Raw genomic sequence first — 25,156 nt, 5'->3', positions numbered from 1 at the left:
GATGATCTCACCGGCCGTTGTAGCCGCCTCCGTTGACGTGCAGCACCTGCCCGGTGACGTGGGCCGCGCCAGGTGAGGCGAGGTAGGACACGGCCTTGGCGACGTCCTCGGGCAGCCCGGGACGGCCGGACGGGATCTCCTTGATCAGGAAGTCCCTGCGTTCGTCGGTCAGCGTGTTGTTGAAGAACTCGGTCTCGACGGTCATGCCCGGCGCCACCACGTTGGCGGTCGCCCGGCCGGCGAGCTTCTTGGCCAGCTCGACGTTCCACGGCACGATCGCGGCCTTGGCGGGCCCGTACGAGCCGCTGCCGCGCACGCCCGCGATCGAGCTGATGCTGATGACCCGGCCGTTCTCGGCCAGCCTCGGCAGCACGGCCTCGGTGACCAGGACCGTGGAGATGACGTTGGACTCGTAGTCAGCGAGCCAGAGCTTCTTCAACGCGGCGAGATCGCCCGCTGGGGCCGCGAGCCCTTGGCGGGCCATGTTGGCGCCCGCGTTGTTGACAAGGATGTCGATGGTCTGGGGCAGTTGGTCGAGTGCCGCTTGGACCGCTTGGGGGTCAGTTGCGTCGAACACCACATGCTTGGCGCCGATCTCGGCGGCCGTCGCGGCGAGCACATCGGGTCTGCGCCCGGTGATCACCACCGCCACGCCGTCGCTGACCAGCTGTGATGCGATGGCACGGCCGATTCCGGTCCCGCCACCTGTGACGAGTGCAGTCAGAGTCATAGGGGCATAATCTTGGGCCGGCGGGACAGTTGGTCAAGCTTTCACATACGTGGATAGTGATCTGGACCAACATCCACTGGACAACTGGTTTGTCAACCGCTGAGAGAGCGTAATGTGGCTCTTCCGTCCCAAAGAAAGAACCGGGGGTCGTGGGTGTCGCAGGCCGCAGTCCGACAGGCTGAGATCGCCATCGAGCAGAAGCACGTAGACGTTGTCTACGCACGCCTTGCCGATATGCGGGTCGAAGCTGAAGAGATGCGTGATCGCGGTGACCGGCTCGCACACGGTGCGGGCACCGAAGCCGTGTTCGAGCAGGCGTCCATGCTCTACGAGCGCGACGTGATGGTCCGGCACGCCAACCGGATCCTCCAAGCGCTCGACTCGGAGCACGAGGGCCTGGTGTTCGGTCGTCTGGACGACAACACCGGCGAGACGCTGTACGTCGGCAGACTGGGCATCCGGGACGCGGAGTTCGAGAACCTCGTGACCGACTGGCGCGCGCCCGCGGCCGCGGCGTTCTACCAGGCCACGGCCGAGCAGCCGATGGGCGTGGTGCGCCGCAGGGTGATCCGCTCGACCGGCCAGCAGGTCATCGAGATCGACGACGACCTGCTGATGCCCGACGCGCAGCCGGACACCATGCAGGTGGTCGGCGAAGGCGCGCTGATGGCGTCGCTCAACCGCGCGCGCAGCGACCAGATGCGCGACATCGTGGCGACGATCCAGAAGGAGCAGGACGAGGCCATCCGTGCGCCATGGCGGGGCGTCACGGAGATCACCGGCGGCCCCGGCACGGGCAAGACGGCGGTGGCGCTGCACCGCGTGGCGTACCTGCTTTACCGCGACCGTAAGCGCATGGGCAGTGCTGGCGTTCTCGTGCTCGGACCGTCGACCGCATTCACGTCGTACATCTCGCGCGTGCTGCCTTCGATGGGTGAGGACAGCGTCGAACTGCGCTCGCTGGGCAACCTGCTGGACGGTATCGAGGCGACCCGTATCGACCCCGCACCGATCGCGGCGATCAAGGGTTCGCTGCGAATGCGGCGTGTGCTGAAGAAAGCCCTGCGCGACACCCCGCCGGACGCGCCGACGGAAATGCGCATCACGTACCGCGGCGAGGTTCTCAAGCTCGACGAGCAGGAGCTGGCGAAGGTCCGCCGTCAGGTGCACTCGCTGGGCCGGCTGCCCAACCGCTCCCGTGTGGACGCCGCCGAAGCACTGCTGGAAGCGTTGTGGCACAAGGCAGAGAGCTACGACGGCTACGACGTCAGCAAGAAGGACCTGCTGATCGACCTCGGCGAGCGGATCGACTTCCACAGGTTCGTCGTGGTCTTCTGGCCGATCCTCACCCCAATCGACGTGCTCCGCTCGCTCGGTGACCGTGCCCGGTTGGCCCGTGCAGCCGGGTCAACGTTGTCAGCACGCGAAGTCGACCAACTGGCGGCCTCGTGGCGGCACGACGATTGGTCCGTCGCCGACATCGCGTTGCTCGACGAGTTGCGCACGTTGATCGGCCCGCCGCCCAAGCGCCGTCATCGCCGTGTCGTGGTCGAGGAACAGCCGGACCCGAGCGGCCGTCGCCGTCCCGAGAACTACGAGGACTACTCGCACATCGTCGTCGACGAGTCGCAGGACCTCTCGCCCATGCAATGGCGGATGATCGCGCGGCGCGGCCAATACGCCAGCTGGACCCTGGTTGGCGACCCCGTGCAGAGCACGTGGCCGGACGTGGCAGAGGCACAGCAGGCGCGGGACACCGCGCTGGGCAAACGAACCACGCGCCGCCGCTTCACCCTGCGCACGAACTACCGGAACTCGGCGGAGATCTTCAACCTCGCCGCCCGCGTGGTCCGTGACGTCGCCTCGGACGACGAACTGCCACGCGCGGTCCGCGACACCGGCATCGAACCGTTGGTCGAGGCCGTCGTGCCCGGCTCGTTGACCGGCGCAGTCCGTGACGCGGCACGGGAACTGCTGGATCAGGTCGACGGAACGGTCGGCGTGATCGCGTCGATGACCAGCATCGACAAGGTGCGGTCGTGGATGTCCGAAGTGGACGACGACCGGCTGAAGATCGTGGACGCGATCGAGGCGAAGGGCCTTGAGTACGACGCGGTGGTGCTCGTCGAGCCGACCGAGATGGTGACCGAGTCGATGACCGGCCCCCGAGCGCTCTACGTCGCCCTCACCCGCGCCACCCAGCGCCTGACGGTGTTGACCACCGACGAGAACTGGCCCGGCTGAGTCCCCGCGTGTCCACCACTGCGGCACAGTGAGATGCACTTTGCGGCACCGTGAGATGCACTGTGCCGCACATCGAAATCCCGGTCTGACCGCCGATGGGGAATTTCGGGGTGCGCGAAAGGCGGACACGGGGTGCGCGAAAGGCGGACACGGGGTGCCGGAACGGTGGACACGGGGTGCCGGAACGGTGGACACGCGCTAGGCGACCCAGCCGCCGGTGCGCCAGTAGTGGCCGTTCTCTCGGCTGAGGAGGTCTTCGTCGACCAGGTATCGGCGGAGGGTGACGTAGTCGGTCGCGCCTCCGTCGCACCAGGCGCGCAGCACCACGTCGACTTCTTTCTCGGGGAAGCGTCGGCCGGGTTCGAAGCTGGCCGCGATGTGTTCGAGCAGGATGCGCCTGCGGCCGCGTTTCGCGGGGAAGCGGACCAGGTGGCCGTTCCTGATGAACGTCCGGAGCACTTTCTCGGCCTGCGGGTCGGCGTAACCGAAGTCCATACCGCATTGATAACGCGCTGGCAGCGAGCCCGCCAACCGATATAGTCCTTGCCTGGCCCGCTCGCGGGCCTGACCTCCTGACCGGGTGCCCACGCCGCCCGGCTGAGCGGAGGCGAAGGTGGCCCTTGTCATCGCGAGTGGTCGAGCATGTCGCGACGACTGCGGACGGCACCCGGTGCGGGCGTGGGGTACAGCATTGGACGGCTGTCCTGGGAGAGCGATGACCGACCACAAGAAACTCAAGCGCCTCGTCCGTGACCGGATGGCCGCCACCGGCGAGAGCTACACGACCGCCCGTTGGCACATCACCGGCAAGACCAAGCCCCGCCACCGGGTCTCCCGCTTGGTAGCGACCGCGTTGCAGGACGAGTACAGCGAGGCGATGATCACCGGGCTGGCCGGTGGGATCGGGTTCATGTACGCCGTCTTCGAGTACAAGGGCATGCACCCGCTGATGACCATCGTGGCCCAGCACCACCCGGATCCGTGGGTTCCCGCGGTCCTCAACCGGCTCAACGTGTCCTTTGTGGAGCAGCACAGCGGCAAGGCCGAGGCCGGGATCACCAAGCTACGCAAGGCGACCGGACCGGTCTTCGCCGAAGTGGACCGCAGCGCGCTGCCATGGCACGAGCCGTCGCCATGGGCGGGCTACGACCCGTACACCGTCCTGGTCACCGGCATATCGGAAACAGTGTCACTGATCGACGTCGAGCGGCACGAGTTGTCCATTGCGGACTTCGCCAAGGCGTGGTCGGCCTATCGCAAAGGAAAGCACCACGCGACCGTCATCGGCAAAGCCGGCGAAGCCGACCTCGGCAAAGCCGTCGACGACGCCATCAAGACCACTGTGGACCACATGACCGGCCCGGTTCTCGGCAACAACTTCGACGCGAACTTCGGGTTCTCCGGGATGGCCAAACTGGCCGGCCAGCTCAGGGACACCCGCACGAAGACCGGGTGGACCAAGCGGTTCGGCGACACCGACCACGGCACCAAGCGCCTGTACGAATGCCTGGAGGAGCAGTACACCGCGCCCGGCGCGACCCGTCCGCTGTACGCCGACTTCCTCGACGAGGTGGGCAGGCCGCAACCGGCGAAGCTCTTCCGGCAGTCCGGCGCGGCGTGGTCGAGGCTCGCCCAGAAGGCCAGGACCAGCCACGACTACCCGGCGATGGCCGAGATCGTCGACGAGTGCCTCAGTCTTGAGCGCCGCGCCGTAGAACTCCTACGACAGCCTCGATAAGCGTCGCGAGCTTGCGGATCTCCGCTTCGTCGGCGGTCGCGCACTCGGTGATCCCGGCGCCCACCACGGGCACCGGGATCCCGTCGATCGCTGCCGCCACCTCGGCGATGCCCAACCCGTTAGGCTCCGGGTAGGTCGCACCGCCGAATTCGGACGGGTCCAGCACGTCCAAGTCGACATGGAGATAGATCTGCTCGCCAGGGAACGAGTCGAACGAGACCAGCCCGCGGTCGATCGCGGCCTGCTCGCCCTCGTCAATCGACCGCGCACCAACCAGAACAGCGTTGCCAGGCCGCAAAGCGGGGCTGGCAACGAACTCCGGATCACCCTCGCCGAACAACACCCGCAACGCCATGCCGTGGAACGCGCCCGACGGCGAGGTCGAAGGTGTGTTCAAGTCCGGGTGCGCGTCGAACCACGCCACACCGAGGTTCTCGCCGAACCGGAACCGCGCCACCGCGATCGGCACCACGTCCGAGCCACAGTCGCCGCCGATCGTCAGCACCGGCCCGCCCGGTGCCTCCAACGCCGCCAGCTGGGCCGTCCGGTTCACGATCAAGGCCGCCCTGTTGGCCACCCCGTCGACCGCAGGCGAGTCCCCAGTGGACACAGGGACGACATACGGCTTGACGCCCGCGATGTCACCGGCCAGCCGGCTCAGCGCAAGGCATCCCGCGGGCAGGAGACGCGCCTTGTCCACCAACGCGCCTTGCCGTTGCGGCACAGCATGAATCTGCATCACGCACCACGCTTTCGAATCGCCACCAAGAGCCACACGACGCTGGCGAGGAAGATGAATCCGCCTAGCAGAATGAGCAGGCCCACCACGATGTTCAGGTTGTTCTGGTACGGCTCACCCGGCAGACCCGCCCGGGTGAACGCCTCGGTCGGGACGATCTTGTCGCCACCCGCCCTGACCACCACACCCTTGATGTCGCCGACCGGAATCGCACCCTTGGTCCGGGTCTCCATCTCGGTGCGGGAATCCCGCGAGTTGCCCCGGTTGTCGCCGAGTACCCAGACGTGGCCTGGCTCGACCTGCACCGTGTACTCCTCGTTCGGATGCGGGCCTTCGTCGTCCTTGACGTACTCCTCGGTGACCGCCCTGTCGTTCACCGTGATGCGTTTGCGCGCGTCGCAGCACACGACCGTGTCCCCACCGACGCCTACGACCCGCTTGACCAGCTCGAAGTCGGGGTCACCCCACGCACCGGCGGTGAAGATGACGATGTCACCGCGGTTGACCTGATCGCCAGCGATCTCGCGAATCGACAACCTGTCACCAGGGCCGAACGTCGGCTCCATCGACCCCGCGGGCTCGACCACCCGCCGATAACCGAACAAGCTGATCGCGAAAGCGGTGGCCGCGATGAGGACTCCCGTCACCATCACGGCCACCGGCATGCCGAATCCGCGCATATGTGCTCCCCCAGGCTCGAAAGCTGGAGGCAGCCTATCGGCTTTACGCCAGCACGATCAGCAGATCGCCGCCTTCCACCTGCTGCACCGACCCGATCGCCAGGCGCTGCACCCGGCCGCCCTTCGGCGCGGTGATGGCGGCCTCCATCTTCATCGCCTCGATCGTGGCGACCGTGGCACCCGCTTCGACCTCGTCGCCCTCGGACACCGCCAGCGTGACCACACCGGCGAACGGCGCGGGCACTTGGTTCGCGTTGCCCTTCTCGGCCTTCTCGGCGACTGGGAGGTTCGACGCGATCGACCGGTCCCGCACGGGGATCGGCCGCAGCTGGCCGTTCAGCGTGGCCATCACGGTCCGCATGCCGCGCTCGTCGGCCTCACCGACAGCTTCGAGCTCGATCAGCAGCCGGACACCGGGTTCCAGGTCGACCGGGTACTCGGTCGCCGGGCGCAGGCCGTAGAAGAAGTCCTTGCTCGCCAGCACCGACGTGTCGCCGTACTGCTCGCGGTGGGCAAGGAACTCCTTTGTCGGCCCGGGGAACAGCAGCCTGTTCAACGTGCCGCGCGGGTCTTCCTCCAGCGCCTTCTTGTCCTCGTCGGACAGCTCAGTGATGCCCTTGGGCGCCGACCGGCCGCGCAACGCCTTGGTACGGAACGGCTCCGGCCAGCCGCCCGCCGGGTCGCCGAGCTCACCGTGCAGGAAGCCGATCACCGAGTCCGGGATGTCGAAGCGACCGGGGTCGGCCTCGAACTCCTTCGGGTCCACGCCCGCGCCGACCAGGTGCAGCGCCAGGTCACCGACCACCTTGGACGAAGGCGTCACCTTGATCAGGTGACCGAGCATCCGGTCGGCGGCCGCGTACATCGTCTCGATGTCCTCGAACCGGTCGCCCAGGCCCAGCGCCTTGGCCTGCGTGCGCAGGTTGGACAGCTGACCACCGGGGATCTCGTGCAGGTACACGCGGCCCGTCGGACCGGGCAGACCGGCCTCGAACGGGTAGTACACCCGCCGCACGATCTCCCAGTACGGCTCCAAATCGGACACCGCCTGCAGGCTCAGCCCGGTTTCCCGTTCACTGTGGTCGGTCGCGGCCACGATCGCCGACAGCGACGGCTGCGAGGTCGTACCGGACATCGACGCGGTCGCGCCGTCGACAGCGTCCACACCGGCCTGGATCGCCGCCAGATATGTCGCGAGCTGCCCACCTGCGGTGTCGTGCGTGTGCAGGTGGACCGGGAGGTCGAATTCCTTGCGCAGCGCGGTGATCAGCTTCACCGCGGCAGGCGGCCGGAGCAGGCCTGCCATGTCCTTCACCGCGAGGATGTGCGCACCGGCGCCGACGATCTGCTCGGCGAGCTTGAGGTAGTAGTCCAATGTGTACAGCTGCTCGCCCGGGTCGGACAGGTCGGACGTGTAGCACAAGGACACCTCGGCGATGGCCGAACCGGTCTCCCGTACCGCCTCGATCGCCGGGCGCATCTGCTCGACGTCGTTGAGCGCGTCGAAGATCCGGAAGATGTCGATCCCGGTCTTCGTGGCCTCCTCGACGAACTTCTGCGTCACGGCCGTCGGGTACGGCGTGTACCCGACGGTGTTGCGGCCACGCAGCAACATCTGCAGGCAGATGTTCGGGATCGCGTCCCGCAACTTCGCCAGCCGCTCCCACGGATCCTCGGCGAGGAACCGCAAGGCGACGTCGTAGGTCGCACCACCCCAGCACTCGACCGAGAGCAGCTCGGGCATGGTGTGGGCGACGTGCGGCGCCACCGCGAGCAGGTCCTTGGTTCGTACTCGCGTGGCCAGCAGGGACTGGTGCGCGTCACGGAACGTCGTGTCGGTGACGCCGACCAGCTTGGCCTCACGCAGCCAGCGCGCGAACCCCTCCGGGCCGAGTTCGGTCAGCTTCTGCTTCGAGCCCGCGGGCGGGTTGCCGTTGAGCTCGATCGGCGGCAGCTTCTCCACCGGGTCGACGAACCGCGGCCGCTCGCCGTTGGGCTTGTTGACCGTGACGTCCGCCAGGTACGACAACAGTTTCGTACCGCGGTCGGCGGAGCTGCGCGCGGTCAGCAGGTACGGCCGCTGCTCGATGAAGCCGGTGGTGATCCGGCCTGCCCGGAAGTCCGGATCGTCCAGAACGGCCTGCAGGAACGGGATGTTCGTGGCCACGCCACGGATCCGGAACTCGGCGACCGCACGACGCGCCCTGGCCACCGCCATCTCCAGGTTGCGGCCCCGGCAGGTCAGCTTGACCAGCATCGAGTCGAAGTGCGCGCTGATCTCGGTGCCCGCGAAGGCCGTCCCGCCGTCCAGCCGGATGCCCGCGCCGCCAGGGGAACGGTAGGCGCTGATCATGCCGGTGTCCGGCCGGAACCCGTTCGCCGGATCCTCGGTGGTGATCCGGCACTGCATCGCGAACCCGCGCAGCCGCACGTTGTCCTGGCTCAGCCCCAGGTCGGCGAGCGTCTCACCAGCCGCGATCCGCAGCTGGGACTGGACGAGGTCGACGTCGGTGACCTCTTCGGTGACCGTGTGCTCGACCTGGATCCGCGGGTTCATCTCGATGAAGACGTGTTTGCCGGACGGGTCGAGCAGGAACTCGACCGTGCCGGCGTTGCGGTACCCGATGTGCTTGGCGAACTTCACCGCGTCATCGCAGATGCGCTCGCGCAGCTCCTCGGACAGGTTCGGCGCGGGCGCCAGCTCGATCACCTTCTGGTGGCGGCGCTGCATCGAACAGTCACGCTCGAACAGGTGCATGACCTCGCCCGTACCGTCGGCGAGGATCTGCACCTCGATGTGCCGTGGGTCGATCACGGCCTGCTCGAGGAAGACGGTGGGGTCGCCGAAGGCCGACTCGGCCTCGCGCATCGCGGCCTCGATGGACTCACGAAGCGTGCTCGCCTGCTCCACCCGTCGCATACCGCGGCCGCCACCACCGGCGACCGCTTTCACGAAGACCGGGAAGCCGATGCGCTCAGCCTCGGCCAGCAACTCGTCCACATCGGACGAAGGAGCGGACGATTCGAGCACCGGCAGCCCGGCAGCCTTGGCCGCGGCGACCGCCCTGGCCTTGTTGCCGGTCAGCTCGAGCACCTCGGTGGTCGGGCCGACAAAGGTGATTCCGGCTTCGGCACAGGCCCGTGCCAGGTCGGGATTCTCCGACAGGAAGCCGTAACCGGGATACACGGCGTCAGCACCGGACTTACGAGCAGCCTTCACGATTTCGTCCACCGACAAGTACGCCCGTACTGGATGGCCTTGCGCACCGATCTGGTACGCCTCGTCGGCCTTCAGCCTGTGCAGCGAATTGCGGTCCTCGTAAGGAAAGACGGCAACCGTTCCGGCGCCGAGCTCGTAGCCGGCGCGAAACGCCCTGATGGCGATCTCGCCGCGGTTGGCGACGAGTATCTTGCGGAACATCGCCCGGATACCTCCTGGTCGCGCTGGTCGTCCGGAGAACGCTACCGGTCGGAGGCATCCGGGGCACGGGTTCAGGTGATCGATGTCATGCGGACGTGTCCACTAGTTGGAATCGACCAGGCCGTAACCGCGCGCGTTGGTCAGGGCTTGCGGGCGGTTGCGGGCGCTGAGCTTGGAGAACAGCTGCCGCTGTTCGCTTTGGACGGTCTTGATGGCGATGCCGAGGGCCTGCGCGGTCTGCCGGACCGATTCGCCCCTGGCGATCGAGTCGAGGATGTCGCGCTCCCGTTTGGTCAGGTTGCGGGGCGCCTCGCCGTTGGGTCTTCGCGTCTGCTGGCCGGGCAGCCGCATGCCGAGCCTGCCGACCTCGGCGGTGGCCTGCGTGCGGCTCTGCACGTCCAGCTTGGCGAAGATCCGGCGTTTGTGGTTGGTCACGGTGTGCGGGCTGATGCCCAGTTCCCCGGCGATCTCCGCGGCCGAGCAGCCCGCGCAGATCAGGGCGAGGATCTCCAGTTCACGGGCGCTCAGCCCATGGCCGGGGACCACGGGCCGCCAGCCTTCGTCGGCCTCGGCAAGCGCGTCACGCAGTCCCGCGACGCCGAACCGCGTGCTGACCAGCCGGTGGACCCCGGCGTGGTGCAGGAACGCGAGGCTGCGCGCGTCCAGTGCGCGATGCAGGCCGACGATGTGCGGTTCACAGCGGACCGCACGCAGTTCTCCGACGAACTCGAGCTCTTCCGGAGCGGCCGAACGCAGTTCGACCACTGCCGTGTCGGGCGATCGCAGGGTGCACAGTCGCAGCAGACCATCGCCCGTCGCCGCTGCTCCGGCGACCAGATATCCAGGCAAAGACGCTATCCAGTTGGCAAGCGCATCCCTTAGCAGGCCGTCCACGCAACGCAGGACGACCGTGTGTCGGCACTCCGACATAGTGCGGCCTACTTCCCGCCACGCCGCATAGGGGTGTGGACACAGGGTAAACGACCGGCGACGGACAGGTCTGGACCATTAGGGCTAATTGACTGTCCGCATGCGGGTCAGTCCACAAGGTGATCACCAATGGGCCGTCCGGACCAAGATCACTACTGCCTGCGGGGCGCACCTCACACGTTGCGCGATCGAGGGATTCACTAAAGTGGTGCAATGGCCGTTGCCAACGAGTCCCAGAAGTCCACGCCCACCTACTTCGACTCCGCGTTGAACGGATACAACAAGAAGCAGGTGAACGAGCGGGTCACAGGGCTCGTCAGCGATCTCAAAGACGCCTCGATAGCTCGCGACGAGGCGAACGCGCGGGTGGCCGAGCTGACCAAGGCGTTGAACTACGCGCAGCAGGAGCTGACGGACACCAAGGCCCGTCTCGAACGGATGGCCACCAACCCCAGCAGCGCGACGGCGATGACCGAGCGCGTGCGCGAGATGATGCGCCTGGCCGAGGAAGAAGTGGCGGAACTTCGCCGAGGCGGCGAAGAACACGTGAAAGAACTTCGCGCGAAAGCGGACAAATACTCAACGGAGACCCGCTTCGCGGCGGACAAGTACGCGGTGAAGATCCGAGACGACGCGGACAAGTACGCGGCGAAGATCCGGACAAAAGCCGACGCACTGGCAGGCGAACTGCAGACCCAGCACGACACCCGGATGGCGGAACTGGACCGGCGCCGGGCGGAACTGGAAGAGAAGTACACCAAGCACCACAACGACCTCGACGCCGAATACGACCAGCTCAAGACAAAGCTGACGGCCGAACACACCCAGCTGATGACCGAGGCGCGGGCAGAAGCGGCGAAGATCGTCGCGGACGCGAAGAAAGCAGCCGAAGCCCTCGAGAAGGAATCAGCGGCAGCCCGGGCGAAGCTCGACGAACAAGCCGCGGCCGAGCGCAACAAACTGTCCGAGGAAACCAAGCAGGCGATCGCCGCCCAGCTGGCCGACGCCGAACGCGTGGCGACGGAGACGAAGTCGGGTGCGGAGGAAATCGCAGCGGAGATCCTGTCGAAGGCCGAGCAGAAGCAGACCGAGGCGGACACTTCGACGAAGCGGCTGATCGAGCTCCGTAACCAGATCGCGGAACGGCTCGCGGCAACGAACCAGGCGGTCCAAGAAGCGATCAAGCACTTCGACGCCGACGAGAAGTAGCGCCTGGACAGGGCTTCTGTTTGGGCGTTTCGGCCTTGGAGATTCGCTGAGGATCGTCGTGACCGGCTGCATGAGCGGCGGCTGCATGAGCGCGGCTGTTGCTCGGCGGGCTGTTGCTCGGGGCTTTGAATCGGGCCGCGCTCTTTTGTGCGCGGCTTCCGGCTTGGCTGGGCGGTGGCGGTTTGGCTGCGCGGCCTCCGGCCCCCGATCTCCAGCCTACGGGCGACCACCGACAATCCCGGGCGAGCGAAGATCCACACCGCTAACGTGTCCACAGGCAGACTGCCGAGCCACCGCACCCTGCGCCTGGTTCCCCTGCGGGCAGCCCCGGCCGCAAGCCCACGAATAACCACTGACGATCCCGGGCGAGCGGACATCCGCACCGCCGACTTGCCGCAAGCGGACCGCCAAGACACCGAACCTTGCGCGTGACTTTCGCGCAGGCGGCCTCCGGACCTCAACACCAGCCCACAAGTAACCACCGACAACCGCGGGCGGGCGAACATCCGCACCCGCAACCTATCCACAGGCGGACCGCCGAGGCACCGCACTCTGTGCGTGCCGTCTTGCGGGCGGCCTCCGGCCCCCCGAACACCAGCCTACGGCCGACCACCGACAATCTCGGGTGGGCGAAAATCCACACTCGCAACCCGTCCACAGGCAGACCACCAAGACACCGAACCTTGCGCGTGACTTTCGTGCAGGCAACCTCCGGCCCCGGTCTCCAGCGTACGGGCGACTACCGACAATCCCGGCTAGGCGAAGATGCGCATCGGCGACCTGTCCACAGGCAGACCACCGAGGCACCGCACTCTGCCCATGCCCTCTCGCAGGCGGCCTCTGGCCCCACGAACATCAGCCTACGGCCGACCACCGACAACCCCGGGCGAGCGAAGATCCACATTGCCCACCTTGTCCACAGGCAGACCACCAAGACACCGAACCTTGCGCGCGCCCCTGTGCGCGGCCTCCGCCCTCCAACACAAGCCCCGAGTAACCAGCGACAACCCCAGGCGGGCGAACATCCACATTCGGCCACTGTTCACAAGCGGACCACCGAGGCACCGCACTCTGCCCATGCCCTCTCGCAGGCGGCCTCTGGCCCCACGAACACCAGCCTACGGCCGACCACCGACAACCCCGGGCGAGCGAAGATCCACATTGCCCACCTGTCCACAGGCAATCCGCTGAGACACCGCGCCCCGCCCAGCCCATGGCTCCCCGTGGACGGCCCACCCGGATCACCCGTCTAACCGCCGAGGCCGGTCAGCCCAACCCACATCACCCAATCCATCCACAAACAGACCGCCAATACACCCCGCCTGCACCTGACTCCCCTGCCGCGGCGGCCTCCGGCCCCCGATCACCAGCCTAATGACGGGTACCGACAAGCCCTGGACCTGGCGAGCGGTTCAAGCGGCAGTTATCCCCAGCCACCCGCTATCCACACGTCGATCTTGCACCAACTGTCTCGCACCGTCCCCGCCGCCTAGGCTGGATTCCGGGGGCCGGAGGCCACCCCAACGATGCTTCCTCCGATCCACCCTGTGACTCGGGCCCGCCACGAAAACCGGCCGATGACAAGTGAACCGGGCCTGTGGCGCGGTGTCGTTCACTGGTCGCGTCCTGTGCTGGGTTGGATGTTCTGGTTGAGGTGGAACACGTTGTGTGGGTCGTAGGCGTCCTTGAGGGCGATCAGGCGGGCGAGCTTTGCCGGTGAGTAGGCGCGCCGGACGCCCTCGGCGCCCTCGTCGGACAGAGCGTTGACGTATACGCCGTGGGCGAATGAGGCCATGGCGGCGGCGCTGCGCCGGGCGGCGGCGATCCGGACCGCGTCGGAGGCGGGGTCGGTCCAGGTCGTGCCGGTGCCGAACTCGAACAGGGTGGCGCGGTGGGAGAACGCCGCGTCTTCGTCGGGCACGTCGGCGATCGCGCCGCCGTAGGCCTGCAGGCCCACGCCGACCCGGGAGCCACCCCGATGCACGAAGGCTTCGATCGCGGCGTCCGGGAACTGCTGGAGGTAGTGGCCCTTGGAGTACCGGCGAAGCGAATGCCGTTCCACCGTGTCCTCGCGGCGCTGAAGGTCTAGATAGGACATTTCGGTGATGTGGGTGGCGGCTGGCGTGCCGAGCGCCTGGAAGTTGTGCAGCAGCCGACTGGCGCGCTGGGGGTCGCCGACCCAGACGAAGCCGAGGGTGGCCGCGTTGTCCTGGCCGATGCTGGCGGTGAAGGTGGCTTCACGCGGCGCCTCGATGTTCAGGTCGCGCCACGCTTTGAGTGCGGGAATGGCCCTGTCCAAGGGAAATGTGTATTCGGCGACCAGTGTCCGGGTGCCGATCGGGTGCAGGCGGAACTCGAACTCGGTGACTATGCCGAAGTTTCCGCCGCCGCCGCGCAGGCCCCAGAACAGCTCGGGACGTTCGGTCTGGCTCGCCCTGACGACTTCCCCGTCGGCGGTGACCATCGTGTACGACGCCACGTTGTCGCAGGCCAGGCCGTATTGGCGGGCAAGCCATCCCATGCCGCCGCCGAGGGTGAGCCCGCCGACGCCGGTGTGCGAGACGTTGCCGGCCGTGGTGGCCAGGCCGTAGCGCTGACTGGCCTGGTCGAGGACGCCCAGCAGTGCGCCGCCCTGGATCCAGGCACGCCGTCGGTCCGGGTCGACGTGCACGCCGGTGAGCGGGGCCAGATCGATCATGAGGCCGTCTTGCGGAACCGCCAGGCCGATCGAGCTGTGCCCGCCACACCGCACGCCGATCTCAAGGTCGAGTTCACGCGCGGTACGCACCGCAGTCACAACATCCTCGACGCTCGCCGCACGGATGATCATGCGTGGCCGCCGGGCGATCATGCCGTTCCATACCGTGCGGGACTCGTCGTAGCCGGTGTCGCCTGGGAGGAGCAACTGGCCGTCCAGCTTGCGCTCGATGCTTGGTCTGATCGCTGTTGTCATGGCCACGAGCCTGACAGCGAAGTGGTACCGCGATAAGGTCCGGTTCGCTGGCTGGATCCTGTACCAATTGGGGCAGCGTCAGGCCTTCTGCAGGAACTCCGCTCGTTCCGAGTCGATCAGGGTTTCGGCCATCGCGCGCAGGCCAGGGCTCTTTTGCAGACCCGGGTCCGCTGTCACCAATCGCTGGGCGACTTCGCGGGCTTCAGCGATCATTTCCGCATCCCGCAGCAGCGACAACATCTTCAGCTGGGATTTCCGGCCTGACTGGGTCGCGCCCAGGATGTCGCCTTCGCGGCGGATTTCCAGGTCGAGCTGCGCCAGCTCGAAGCCGTCCAATGTGGACGCGACGGCGTCGAGGCGTTCGCGGGTTGTTGTGCCTTCCAGGGCCTCGCTGACCAGGAGGCACAGGCCTGGGGCGCTTCCCCGGCCTACGCGGCCGCGCAGCTGGTGAAGCTGGCTCACCCCGAATCGGTCCGCGTCCATGATCACCATGGCGGTGGCGTTGGGGACGTTGACGCCCACCTCGACCACCGTCGTGGCGACCAGAACATCGACCTCGCCTGAGGCGAAGGCGCGCATGGTCGCGTCCTTGTCGTCCGGGGGCATCTTGCCGTGCAGTACCGCGATCCGCAGGCCCTTCAACGGGCCGGCGGCCAGCATGGGTGCGACTTCCTCGACGGCCAGTGGCTGACGGCGGCCGTCGTCGTTCAACGGTGGCTCTTCCATCTCCTCCGCGCCTGCCTCGCCGATGCGTGGGCAGACCACGTAGGCCTGGTGGCCGTTGGCGATCTCCTCGCGTACCCGTTGCCAGACTCGCTCGAGCCATTGAGGTTTCTCGGCAACCGGCACCACATTCGTGGCGATGGGCGAGCGTCCACGCGGCAACTCGCGCAGAGCCGAAGTCTCCAAGTCCCCGTACACAGTCATCGCGACCGTGCGGGGAATCGGCGTTGCCGTCATGACCAGCACGTGCGGGCTGGAACCGTCGGCGGCACGAGTGCGCAGAGCATCTCGTTGTTCCACGCCGAAACGGTGCTGTTCGTCCACGACGACGAAGCCCAGGTCGGCGAACGACACCTTGTCCTGGATCAACGCATGGGTGCCGACCACTATCCCCGCCGCGCCGGATGCCGCGTCCAGCAAAGCCTGCTTACGAGCCGCCGCAGGCAATGAGCCGGTCAGCAAAGTCAGCCGGGTTGCTTGTTCGGCACCGCCGAGTTCCCCCGCTTGGGCCAGGTCGCCGAGCATTTCCTGCAATGACCGGGCGTGCTGCGCGGCAAGGACTTCGGTCGGGGCGAGCATCGCGGCTTGCCTGCCCGAGTCGACGACCTGCAGCATCGCGCGCAGCGCCACGATCGTCTTTCCGCTGCCGACTTCTCCTTGCAGCAGCCGGTTCATCGGGTGCTGGCTGGTCAGGTCCGCCGCGATGGTCTCGCCGACCTCTTGTTGTCCCGCGGTCAATTCGAAGGGCAGGCGGGCGTCGAACGCGTCCAGGATGCCGCCGGACTTACGCGGGCACGACGGCGCGGGCCGGGCTGCGGCGGCTTGGCGGCGCAGCGCCAGCGCGAGCTGGACGGCGATTGCCTCGTCCCACTTCAGGCGCTTACGGGCCGCGCCAATCTGATCCCAGCCTTCGGGCATGTGGATCGCCCGCAGCGCCGCGTCGAGCGGCATCATTCCGCGGTCTTTGCGCAGGTCAAGCGGCAGCGGGTCGTCCGCGCCGTCCCAGACCTCGAGCAGCTGCTTCACGCAGTTGCTGATCTTCCACGTCGGCATCTTCGCGGCCGCCGGGTAGACCGGCCGCATCTTCTGCAGCTGGCCGTCGTCCTCGTCCTCGAAGATCTGCACTTCCGGGTTCTGCAGCTGCAGCTTCTTGTTGAACATGCCGACTTTGCCCGCGAAGAAGCCCTGCTTGCCGACCTGCAGCTGCTCCTTGTACTTCCCCAGCTGGTTGAAGAAGGACATGGTCAGCTTGCGCTGCCCGTCGGTGATCTCGACCTCGGTACGCGTGCCGTGCCGCTGGCGCATCTGGTGCCGCGTGACCCTGGTGATCTCGGCCTGGATCGTCACGTGTTCGCCGATCTCCAGCCCGGCGATGTCGGTCAGCTCGCCGAACTCGACATACCGGCGCGGGTAGTGCCGCAACAGGTCGCCGATCGTGTGCAGGTCAAGGGCGGCCGACAGGGCGTCGGCCGACTTCTTGCCCAGTACAGGCTGCAGGCTGTCATCGAACGAACTCATCGTGGGCCAGACTATCGAGCCCCACCGACACTTCTACTCGACACCGAGCATGACCACGGTGTCCCGTTGTCCACCTCGGTAAGCGACGAACTCCACCGCCGGGAATTCCTTCCGGAGGTGCTTCTCCAGCTCGTCGGCGAGGCCGTCCGGCGCGTCAGTGCCCAGCAAAGCCGTGACCAGCTCGCCGCCCGCGGCCAGCATCCGGTCCACGACCGCGAACGCTCCCCGGACGATCATCGAAGCGTCCACGGGACCGTGCTCGATCCGCATCACGTCACCATCGGCGAAGCCCAGCAGGTCACCTGCCTTGCACGGGCCGATCCACGTGATCGCGTCCTCGCTGGCCACCACGAGCTCGCCGCGCCGGGTCGCGGCCGCAGCCTCCGCCATCGACACCACGTCGTCGCCCGCGCGCCGGGCCGGGTCGTGCACGGCCAGGGCCGCAAGCGCTTGCACCGGGGAGGCGCACGGAATCACGATCACGTCCTGACCGCCGGCAACGGCCCTGGTCGCGGCCTCATCGGCGATGCCGATCAGGCCCTCGTCCCCAGGCAACACCGTCACGTGCGACGCGCCCGTCGAGGTGATGAGGTTTAAAAGGTCCCACACGTCAGGCTCGTCGTTCGGCCCGATCTCCAGCACCAACGCGCCCTCGGTACGGAACAGCGCCGCGATACCAGCGCCACGAGCCGGGATCACCACAACCCGCGCGCGTCCGAACCGTGATGGCGCGCCCTCGGCGTCGGCAAAGCGAGCGACCATGATCCGGTGCGGACGGCCTGTCTCCACGCCAGCCTCGATCGCCGCGCCGACGTCGTTGCAGTGCACGTGGACCGTCCACAGACCGTCACCGTCGCCCACAACGGACACACAGTCGCCGAGCGTCATCAACGTCTCGCGGAGCCCGGTTGCCTTCTGATCGGTCGTGGAGTCGAGCAGGTACATCACCTCGTAGCCGAACTCGGTCGACCCAGCCTCGCGGGCCGCCAGCGGCGACGGCTGAGAGGTCGAGTACGGCACAACCGGCTCGTCACGCTCGTTCACGACCGTGACCAGGGACTCCAGCAAGACGACTACGCCACGCCCACCTGCGTCCACCACACCTGCCTCAGCCAGCACGTCGAGCTGCTGTGGCGTCAACGCCAACGCCTCCGACGCGGCCCGCGCCGCAGCGGTCGTGACCTCGCGCAATACGCCTGAACGGACCCGGCGCGCACCCGCGGCGGAGGCCGTGAGGACCGTCAGCATCGTGCCCGCGCGGGGCTCCGCGACCGCCTCAGCGGCCAGCTCAGCGGCCCTGACCAGGGCTTTCGCCAGGTCATGGGCACCAGCCTGGTCCACGTCACGCAGCGACTCGGCCAGGCCACGCAGCATCTGGGACACGATCACGCCGGAATTGCCGCGCGCCCCCGCCAAAGCGCCCTTGGCCAGGACAGTCAGGGCGGCTCCGGCTTCCGAACGCTCGTCGACCGGCGCCCTGAGCAGGGCCTCGAGGGCGGCACGCATGGTGCCGAGCAGGTTGGAGCCCGTGTCACCGTCCGGCACCGGGAACACGTTGATCCCGTCGATGGCCTCACGCTGCGCGTCGAGCGTCTGCACGCTCACCGCGGCCCAGCGGCGGATCGCGGCGGCGTCCAGGGCCTGCAGCACGGTCGTGTCCTCCCGCTGTCGAGATGGTTCGCGCGAGAGTAACCACGAACACACGCCGGCCGCCGAGAATGGGGCCGGTTTGTAACCGCCGGACGCCACCCGTTACCCTGTCGTAGTTGCCTGGCAGGCCCGGGCTATCCGTCGTCGGCTTTGATCCGCCGGCAACCCAGAGGAAAGGACACTGACGTGGCTGCTGTGTGCGACGTCTGCGGTAAGGGGCCGGGCTTCGGCAAGTCGGTCTCGCACTCCCACCGGCGCACCAACCGGCGGTGGAACCCGAACATCCAGACAGTGCACGCCAAGCTGGGCGTTTCGCAGCGCAAGCGGCTGAACGTGTGCACCTCCTGCCTGAAGGCGGGCAAGGTCGTCCGGGGCTGACGCTCTCGCTCTTTCATCCGGCCCGGGTTGCTTCGGCGACCCGGGCCGGTTTGTGTTCCCGGGTCATCAGCAACGTGCCGAGCCCGACCAGCACAGCCACCACACCCGCGGTGCCCATTGCCCACTGCGGCCCGGCGCCCGCGACGGCGAAACCACCGATCAACGTGCCGAGCACGCCTGCTATCCGGATCACGGAGTCGTTCGCCGCGAACGCGCGGCCGTGCAGACGTTCCGGCGTACGCATCCGCACCAGGGCCTGGCGCGCGACCATCTGCATGCCGTTGGCGAACCCGCCGAACAGAAATGCGACCAGGATCACGGCGGTGTACGCGAAGGCCGCCGGCATGAAGATCGCCAGCCCGAGCGTCACACCGGCCCAGCTCAGCGTGCGGATCATCGAGCGCTGGCCGACGAACCGGCCCGCGGTTCTGGCGCCGAACACCTGACCGACCATCCACACTGCGTAGACCCAGCCGACCAGCACCGGTCCGCCCTGCAGTACGTCGAGGATGAGGAAGACGTCCGCGACGTTGATCAGTGTCACGCAGGTGGCGACGATCGCGAGACCACCGATGCTGACCACGATGACCCGGTCGCTCCTCAGGTGCCGGATACCGGCCATGGCCGCGCCCTTTTCCCGGCGCGTGTTCCCGTTCTCCGCGCGCGGATCCCGGTCGACTCGCAACAACAGCAACAGCAGCGCCTGCACGATGTACGTTGCCGCACCCACCAGGATCGCTTGCCGCTCACCGACAATCTCGATCAGCACACCGCCGATCCCGGTCCCCAGGACGAGTCCGGCGGATCGGGCAGTCGCGATCCACGCGATCATCGTCGCCGCCAGGACAAGTGCGCCCTCGTCCTTCAGCCGCACCATCAGCACAAGCCTGATCAGGCTCGCCCCGAACATGGAGATGCCGACACCGGTGACGATCAACCCCAGATCCCGCCGCATCGCCCCAAGCTATTGACGATCACGGTGAGGAAGAAACAGGTTTTCGCTACGGGCCGAGAATCTCCGCGAGTGTCATGTCAGCGGCGTTCGCGAGCACCAAGTCCGCGGCGGTGAACCTGGCCGGGTCGGTGTGCCGGTTCGGGATCGCGACACACCGCAGCCCCGCCGCTTTGGCCGCGGCGACGCCATGCGGTGTGTCCTCGAAAGCGATGGCTTCCGAAGCCTGAACCCCCAGGCGTCCCAAAGCGAGGTGGTACACGGCGGGGTCCGGCTTGTGCGCGGAAACCTCGTCACCACAGGCGACAACCTCGAACCGGGACCGATAACCGGTCTGCTCCAGCAAAGGCAGCACCCACGACGCCGGAGAGCTGCTGGCCACCGCCAACCTCAGGCCTTCCGCTTCCGCCAGCCACTTCTGAATGCCCTGTGGGACCACCAACTCCGCGTTCAACGCATCCCGATACGCCACGCGACGATCATGGCTCGACACACGGTCGTACTCCGCGCCAACGGCGGCGGCCAAAGCGGCGTACCTGAGTTCGCTGACATCTCCACCGTGGTCAGCGAAGAAGGTCGCGACGTCCAGTTCGAGACCGTGCCGACGCCACTCGTACTGCCAGCTCTCCAGCTGAGTGGACTCGGTGTCCATCAGCAGGCCGTCGAAGTCGAAAACGAGCGCGGTGATCACTGCGACCAGGTTAAGGCAGCTTCCAGTCGACTGGCGAAGCGCCCTGCTGCTCCAGCAGTTCGTTCGCCCTGCTGAACGGGCGCGATCCGAAGAAGCCACCGGACGCGGACATCGGGCTCGGGTGCGCGGATTCGATGCACGGCAACGGGTCAAGCAACGGCCGGAGGTTACGGGCGTTGCGGCCCCACAGGATCGACACCAGCGGCGTGCCGCGCGCGGCCAGCGCCTTGATCGCCTGCTCGGTGACCTCTTCCCAGCCCTTGCCCTGGTGGGAGTTCGGCTTGCCGGGCATCACGGTCAACGCCCTGTTGAGCAACAGCACACCGTTTTCGGTCCAGGGCGTGAGGTCTCCGTTGGACGGCTTCGGATATCCGAGGTCGTCGCAGTACTCCTTGTAGATGTTGATCAGGCTCTTGGGAATCGGCCGGACGTCGGGCGCGACCGAGAAGGACAGGCCGACGGCGTGCCCGGGAGTCGGATACGGGTCCTGCCCGACGATCAGCACACGGACGTCGTCGAACGGCTGTTTGAACGCGCGCAACACGTTCTCCCCGGCAGGCAGGTACGTGCGGCCCGCGGCGATCTCGGCGCGCAGGAACTCACCCATCGCGGCGATCCGGTCCGCGACCGGCTCAAGTGCTTGTGCCCAACCGGCGTCCATGACTTCGTGCAAAGGGCGTGCCATGCCGCCGGAGGATAGCCCAGCCCAGAAAATGGGCTCAGTCCAGGCGTCGGAGGCCCGCTTTGTAGATCTTGATCCGCTCCACGTACCCGTCCACGATCGGCACCGTCGCCATCGCGGCCACCTCATGGTTCTCGCGAATACGAGCGGGCACACCCAGTGCCATCCGGCGCGCGGGGATGTGCCCGTTGAAGGACATCACCGCGCCCGCGCCGAGCACCGCGCCCTCCTCGACCACCGAACCGTTCAGCAGCACGGATCCCGAGGCGATCAAGCAGTTGTCCGCGACCGTCGCGCCTTCGATGTGCACGTTGTGGCCGATCACGCAGTTGGCCCCGACCACGGTCGGGTGGAACTCGGTGCAGTGCAGGATGCTGCCGTCCTGGACGCTGGTCCGTTCGCCGATCTGGATGCTGCCGGAGTCGCCGCGCAGCACGGCCTGCGGCCACACCGACGCGAACGCCCGCAGCGTCACGTCACCGATGACTGTCGCATCTGGATGGACGTACGCGTCCGGGTGGATGATCGGTTCCTTGTCGCCAAGGGCATAGATGGGCAAGTCATCCTCCACAGTGGATATTTATTGAGCGGTCAACGCCAGTGTTGCCAGCCTGCCGGAGCTTCGTACGGACGGCCGTCGACGGTGACCCCTTCGCCGCGTCTTACCGTGCCGATGGTGACCCAGCCCTCCGGAACCTCGGACGGGCCGGGGAAAGTCGCGGCCAGTGCGTGGTCCTCGCCGCCGGTCAGCACCCAGTGCCGGGGATCGGCGCCGAGGGCGGTGCCGACGTCGACCAGACGTTGGTTCACCTCAAGCAGATCGGTGCGGACGTCGATCGCCACCCCCGACGCCACCGAGATGTGCCCGAGGTCGGCGAGCAGCCCGTCGGACACGTCGATCATCGCGGTCGCCCCGGCCAGCGAGGCCTGCGCACCTGCCTCATAGGGCGGTTCCGGCGCCCGATGCGCGCTGACCACCGTCACCGGTGAGCGGAACCCACGGCCCAGCACGGCAAGCCCGGCCGCCGACCACCCCAGCCGTCCGCACACCGCCACGACGTCCCCAGCCAACGCCCCGGCCCGCGTGACCGGCTGCCGTCCCTGCAAATCCCCCAGCGCAGTGACGGAAATCACCAAAGTCTCGGAGCTGACGACATCCCCGCCGACCACCCCGGCCCGTGCCCTGGTGGCTTCCTTCCACATCCCGGCGGTGATCCCGTCGAGCAGCTCCACTGTGGTCTCCGGCGGGCAGGCGAGACCGACGAGCACGGCCGTCGGCGTCGCGCCCATCGCGGCGACATCCGCGAGGTTCACCGCGACCGCCTTGTGTCCAACCTGTTCCGGTGTGGACCAGTCCAACCGGAAATGCACGCCTTCGACGAGCACGTCGGTGCTCGCCACCACCCGTCCGTCGGACGCCACCACGATGGCCGCGTCGTCACCGGGTCCGAGCAGGGTGCTTGGTGGCTGGGCGCGCCCGCCGGTCAACCGCTGAATCAGGTTGAACTCACCCAACTCGGCGACGGTGCCGGCCTGATCCGGCGTGTCCGATCGCACAAAAGCCTCCGATACCGAATGTTCGGATCACCAAACATTCCCCAGTTGGGGTACGTTGCTGACCACGTTCCTACCTTGAGCATTCTTGTCCAGACGAAGGGGCACGCCGGTGGTCCACGCTTACATCCTGATCCAGACCGAGGTCGGCAAGGCGGCCGCGGTGGCCGCGGAGATCGCCGGCATACAGGGAGTCACCACCGCGGAGGACGTCACCGGCCCCTACGACGTGATCGTGCGCGCCGAAGCCGACAGTGTCGACCTGCTCGGCCAGCTGGTGGTCGCCCGGATCCAGAACGTGGACGGGATCACAAGAACGCTGACCTGCCCGGTGGTCCACCTCTGAGCCGTGCTGTAGTGGGTTTGTGGACAGGACAAGGGTTGTCATCGCGACCGGGCTGGCCGGCCTGCTCGTCGCCGGGGTGATCATCGTCAGCCTCGTGTTCGGTTCTGGGGACGACCAGACGGCCGAGCCCGCTGTGCCACCGGCTCCACTGCGGACCGGTCCGGTCGCGCTTGTGCCTGTGCCCGCACCGAATGCCGGGTCGGCCGACTGCACCACTCTTGTCCAGAAGCTGCCCGCGACGCTGCAGTCCGGCTCCACCACGTTGACCAAGGCAGCGCTGGCCGAGCCCGCGCCGCCCGCGTCGGCGGCGTGGACCGACCAGCGCTCCGATCCGGTTGTGTTGCGCTGTGGTCTGGACAAGCCGGCCGAGCTGACGTCCACCACGCAGAACCTCCGTGCGATCGACGGCGTCGCGTGGCTGCCGCTCGACAGCGAGACCGCGACCACCTGGTACCTGGCGGACCGGCCGGTGTACGTCGCGCTGACGATCCCACGCGGCGCGGGAACCGGCCCGCTGCAGGACATCTCCAGCCTGATCGGAAAAACCCTTCCCAAGAAACCCTTGTGAGTGTTCAGTCCGTGAGACTCACGATGGTCTCATGCCCGGTCTGCCTGCTTCAGTAGGTCTATCAGCTGCGGCAACACACTGTTCAGCTCGTCACGGGAGCATGCCGCGTACCCCAGCGCGATCCCGTGCCACCGGGGCCTGCCGGCGTGATGCCTGGTCAGCCCGTCGATCCTGGCACCGAATTCCTCGGCTTTGACCCTTACATCCCGCTCCGCGCGGGCGGAGGACAACGGGATGACGACGTGGGCGCCCGCGTCGTCACCGAGCACTTCGAAACCGGCTTCGCGCAAGGCATCCACGACGAGCCACCGCCGTTCGGACAGCTCACGGCGCAACCGCCGCAGGTGCCTGCCCAGGTCGCCGTTGCGGGCGTATTCGATCAGCACCCGTTGCCCGGCGATCGCGGGTCCGATCCCGGTGCGGTCACGGAATTCCAGGATCGCCGACACCACGGCGGGCGGCGCGACCATCCAGCCGGTGCCCAGCGTCGGGGTGAGGATCTTGCTCGTGGTTCCCAGGTGCACCACGACATCCGGTGCGAGCGCGGCGAGCAAAGGCAGCGGCGCCACGTCATACCGCAGCTCACCGTCGTAGTCGTCCTCGATGACAAGGAAACCGTCCCGGCGCGCGCGTTCCACGAGCTCGACCCGCCGCCCCGCGGGCATCCGGCCGCCCAAGGGATATTGGTGCGCGGGCGAGCAGTAGACCGCTTTCACCCCGGCGGGCACCGAGTCGACGCGGAATCCTTCCACGTCAACGGGTGCCTGGATGACGTTCAGCCCGGCGGCGGTCATCGCCGCCGCCGCACGTTGGTATCCCGGTTCCTCGATCGCCACGGTCGCGCCAGGTCCCAGCACAGCGAACGCGAGTTCGGACACGGCCGAGGACGTGCCGCTCGTGGCCAGCACGGTCTCGTCCTCACCGCCGACCCGCAACCCGCGGTGCCGCAACAGGTGCTCGGCGATGACCTCACGATATTCCGGCAGGCCTGCGCGTTCCGGTCGCATCAGCGGCGGCGCGTCGGCGGCGGCGCGCCACGCCCGTCGCCAGGCCGCACGGTCGATTCCGCCTGCCCACGGCGTTCCAGGCGTGAAGTCGATCAAAGTCTGCGCGGCGGCACCGCGTTTCGGCCGGGGCGTGGATTCCGGCAGGCTGCCCGGCGGGGCTGTCGTTATATATGTGCCCGATCCGTGCTTGCCCGCGATCCACCCTTCGGCATGCAGTTGCTCGTACGCCGCTGACGTGACCGTCCGGCTGACGTTCAGCCGCGTGGCGAGCGCGCGAGTCGATGGCAGACGGTCCCCGCTGCGCAGCCTGCCGTCCGCGGCAGCCGAGCGCAGCGCGTCGGCAAGTTGAACGGCCAGCGGCGTTTCGGACTCACGGTCCAACGTGACCGGTGGCGCTGGCGGGTCGGCTGACACCAGAAGTGGCCTTTCGGTTTTCGATCTTT

Annotated in this window: 21 protein-coding genes; 6 read left to right on the top strand and 15 right to left on the bottom strand. The window is 67.5% G+C overall.

The annotated features are described in order from the left end of the window. Positions 1–7 precede the first annotated feature (7 nt). On the bottom strand, positions 8–730 hold the full coding sequence (locus B9C43_RS32860; protein ID WP_084430680.1) for an SDR family NAD(P)-dependent oxidoreductase: 723 nt from the start codon (positions 728–730) through the stop codon (positions 8–10). Between the two features lie 153 nt (positions 731–883). Between B9C43_RS32860 and B9C43_RS32855 the strand changes: the two genes are divergently transcribed. Further along, the gene (locus B9C43_RS32855; protein WP_084430679.1) at positions 884–2,974 is read left to right on the top strand and encodes a HelD family protein; all 2,091 of its coding nucleotides are present in this window, start codon (positions 884–886) and stop codon (positions 2,972–2,974) included. Between the two features lie 198 nt (positions 2,975–3,172). Here the strand turns inward: B9C43_RS32855 and B9C43_RS32850 are convergent, their stop codons facing one another. Then, positions 3,173–3,469: a DUF2087 domain-containing protein gene (locus B9C43_RS32850; RefSeq protein ID WP_235038986.1), complete on the bottom strand. Its 297-nt coding sequence runs from the start codon at positions 3,467–3,469 to the stop codon at positions 3,173–3,175. A gap of 220 nt (positions 3,470–3,689) precedes the next feature. Here B9C43_RS32850 and B9C43_RS32845 point away from each other — a divergent pair, with 220 nt between their 5' ends. Continuing rightward, a complete protein-coding gene (locus B9C43_RS32845) occupies positions 3,690–4,712 on the top strand; it encodes a DUF4872 domain-containing protein (RefSeq protein ID WP_084430677.1) in 1,023 nt (340 codons plus the stop codon). Here B9C43_RS32845 and B9C43_RS32840 read toward each other — a convergent pair. The 4 genes from B9C43_RS32840 to B9C43_RS32825 form a co-directional block, all read right to left on the bottom strand. Further along, positions 4,666–5,451 carry an arginase family protein gene (locus B9C43_RS32840; protein WP_084430676.1) on the bottom strand — a complete coding sequence of 262 codons (786 nt, stop codon included), beginning with the start codon at positions 5,449–5,451 and terminating at the stop codon, positions 4,666–4,668. The two genes, B9C43_RS32845 and B9C43_RS32840, sit on opposite strands and share 47 nt — an antisense overlap. Then, positions 5,451–6,131: a signal peptidase I gene (gene lepB / locus B9C43_RS32835; RefSeq protein ID WP_084430675.1), complete on the bottom strand. Its 681-nt coding sequence runs from the start codon at positions 6,129–6,131 to the stop codon at positions 5,451–5,453. The genes B9C43_RS32840 and lepB overlap by 1 nt, the downstream gene beginning before the upstream one ends. A 43-nt stretch (positions 6,132–6,174) precedes the next feature. Further along, the gene (locus B9C43_RS32830; protein WP_084430674.1) at positions 6,175–9,552 is read right to left on the bottom strand and encodes a pyruvate carboxylase; all 3,378 of its coding nucleotides are present in this window, start codon (positions 9,550–9,552) and stop codon (positions 6,175–6,177) included. Between the two features lie 102 nt (positions 9,553–9,654). Then, positions 9,655–10,446 (bottom strand): response regulator transcription factor, encoded by a 792-nt coding sequence (locus B9C43_RS32825; RefSeq protein WP_051894800.1) that lies wholly within the window; start codon positions 10,444–10,446, stop codon positions 9,655–9,657. Between the two features lie 249 nt (positions 10,447–10,695). Between B9C43_RS32825 and B9C43_RS32820 the strand changes: the two genes are divergently transcribed. Continuing rightward, a complete protein-coding gene (locus B9C43_RS32820; protein ID WP_035878986.1) occupies positions 10,696–11,691 on the top strand; it encodes a coiled-coil domain-containing protein in 996 nt (331 codons plus the stop codon). A gap of 1,612 nt (positions 11,692–13,303) precedes the next feature. Here B9C43_RS32820 and B9C43_RS32815 read toward each other — a convergent pair. The 3 genes from B9C43_RS32815 to B9C43_RS32805 all read right to left on the bottom strand — a co-directional run bounded on the left by B9C43_RS32815 (position 13,304) and on the right by B9C43_RS32805 (position 18,535). Next, positions 13,304–14,644: an FAD-binding oxidoreductase gene (locus tag B9C43_RS32815; RefSeq protein ID WP_084430808.1), complete on the bottom strand. Its 1,341-nt coding sequence runs from the start codon at positions 14,642–14,644 to the stop codon at positions 13,304–13,306. A gap of 78 nt (positions 14,645–14,722) precedes the next feature. After that, positions 14,723–16,885: an ATP-dependent DNA helicase RecG gene (gene recG, locus B9C43_RS32810; protein ID WP_033380325.1), complete on the bottom strand. Its 2,163-nt coding sequence runs from the start codon at positions 16,883–16,885 to the stop codon at positions 14,723–14,725. A 33-nt stretch (positions 16,886–16,918) separates the two neighbouring features. Continuing rightward, a complete protein-coding gene (locus B9C43_RS32805; RefSeq protein WP_327223741.1) occupies positions 16,919–18,535 on the bottom strand; it encodes a DAK2 domain-containing protein in 1,617 nt (538 codons plus the stop codon). A 186-nt stretch (positions 18,536–18,721) separates the two neighbouring features. Between B9C43_RS32805 and rpmB the strand changes: the two genes are divergently transcribed. Continuing rightward, positions 18,722–18,913, top strand: a complete 192-nt coding sequence (gene rpmB / locus B9C43_RS32800) for a 50S ribosomal protein L28 (RefSeq protein ID WP_033380326.1) — start codon at positions 18,722–18,724, stop codon at positions 18,911–18,913. A 13-nt stretch (positions 18,914–18,926) separates the two neighbouring features. Here rpmB and B9C43_RS32795 read toward each other — a convergent pair whose 3' ends face one another. The 5 genes from B9C43_RS32795 to B9C43_RS32775 are packed head-to-tail and all read right to left on the bottom strand — an operon-like array spanning position 18,927 to position 22,795. Continuing rightward, positions 18,927–19,868, bottom strand: coding sequence for an MFS transporter (locus B9C43_RS32795; protein WP_084430672.1), 942 nt, complete (start codon positions 19,866–19,868; stop codon positions 18,927–18,929). Positions 19,869–19,914: 46 nt separating this feature from the next. Then, positions 19,915–20,556, bottom strand: coding sequence for an HAD family hydrolase (locus tag B9C43_RS32790; RefSeq protein WP_200825798.1), 642 nt, complete (start codon positions 20,554–20,556; stop codon positions 19,915–19,917). A gap of 10 nt (positions 20,557–20,566) precedes the next feature. Then, entirely contained in the window at positions 20,567–21,241 is a 675-nt protein-coding gene (locus B9C43_RS32785; RefSeq protein ID WP_033380329.1) for a uracil-DNA glycosylase, read from the bottom strand. 34 nt (positions 21,242–21,275) lie between these two features. Continuing rightward, positions 21,276–21,797 (bottom strand): gamma carbonic anhydrase family protein, encoded by a 522-nt coding sequence (locus B9C43_RS32780; protein WP_033380339.1) that lies wholly within the window; start codon positions 21,795–21,797, stop codon positions 21,276–21,278. 32 nt (positions 21,798–21,829) lie between these two features. After that, complete coding sequence (locus B9C43_RS32775; protein ID WP_033380330.1) at positions 21,830–22,795, bottom strand: thiamine-phosphate kinase; 966 nt, start codon at positions 22,793–22,795, stop codon at positions 21,830–21,832. A gap of 109 nt (positions 22,796–22,904) precedes the next feature. Between B9C43_RS32775 and B9C43_RS32770 the strand changes: the two genes are divergently transcribed. Together B9C43_RS32770 and B9C43_RS32765 are read left to right on the top strand one after the other, a co-directional pair. Continuing rightward, entirely contained in the window at positions 22,905–23,138 is a 234-nt protein-coding gene (locus B9C43_RS32770; protein WP_033380331.1) for an Lrp/AsnC ligand binding domain-containing protein, read from the top strand. Between the two features lie 19 nt (positions 23,139–23,157). Next, on the top strand, positions 23,158–23,706 hold the full coding sequence (locus B9C43_RS32765; protein WP_033380332.1) for a DUF3515 domain-containing protein: 549 nt from the start codon (positions 23,158–23,160) through the stop codon (positions 23,704–23,706). A gap of 29 nt (positions 23,707–23,735) precedes the next feature. On the opposite strand, the gene pdxR is transcribed toward B9C43_RS32765, so the two are convergent. Continuing rightward, entirely contained in the window at positions 23,736–25,127 is a 1,392-nt protein-coding gene (gene pdxR, locus B9C43_RS32760) for a MocR-like pyridoxine biosynthesis transcription factor PdxR (RefSeq protein WP_084430671.1), read from the bottom strand. Positions 25,128–25,156: the final 29 nt, after the last annotated feature.

It is taken from the genome of Kibdelosporangium aridum, assembly GCF_900176515.1.
Lineage (GTDB): Bacteria > Actinomycetota > Actinomycetes > Mycobacteriales > Pseudonocardiaceae > Kibdelosporangium > Kibdelosporangium aridum.
This window is presented reverse-complemented; position numbering and strand designations above follow the sequence as displayed.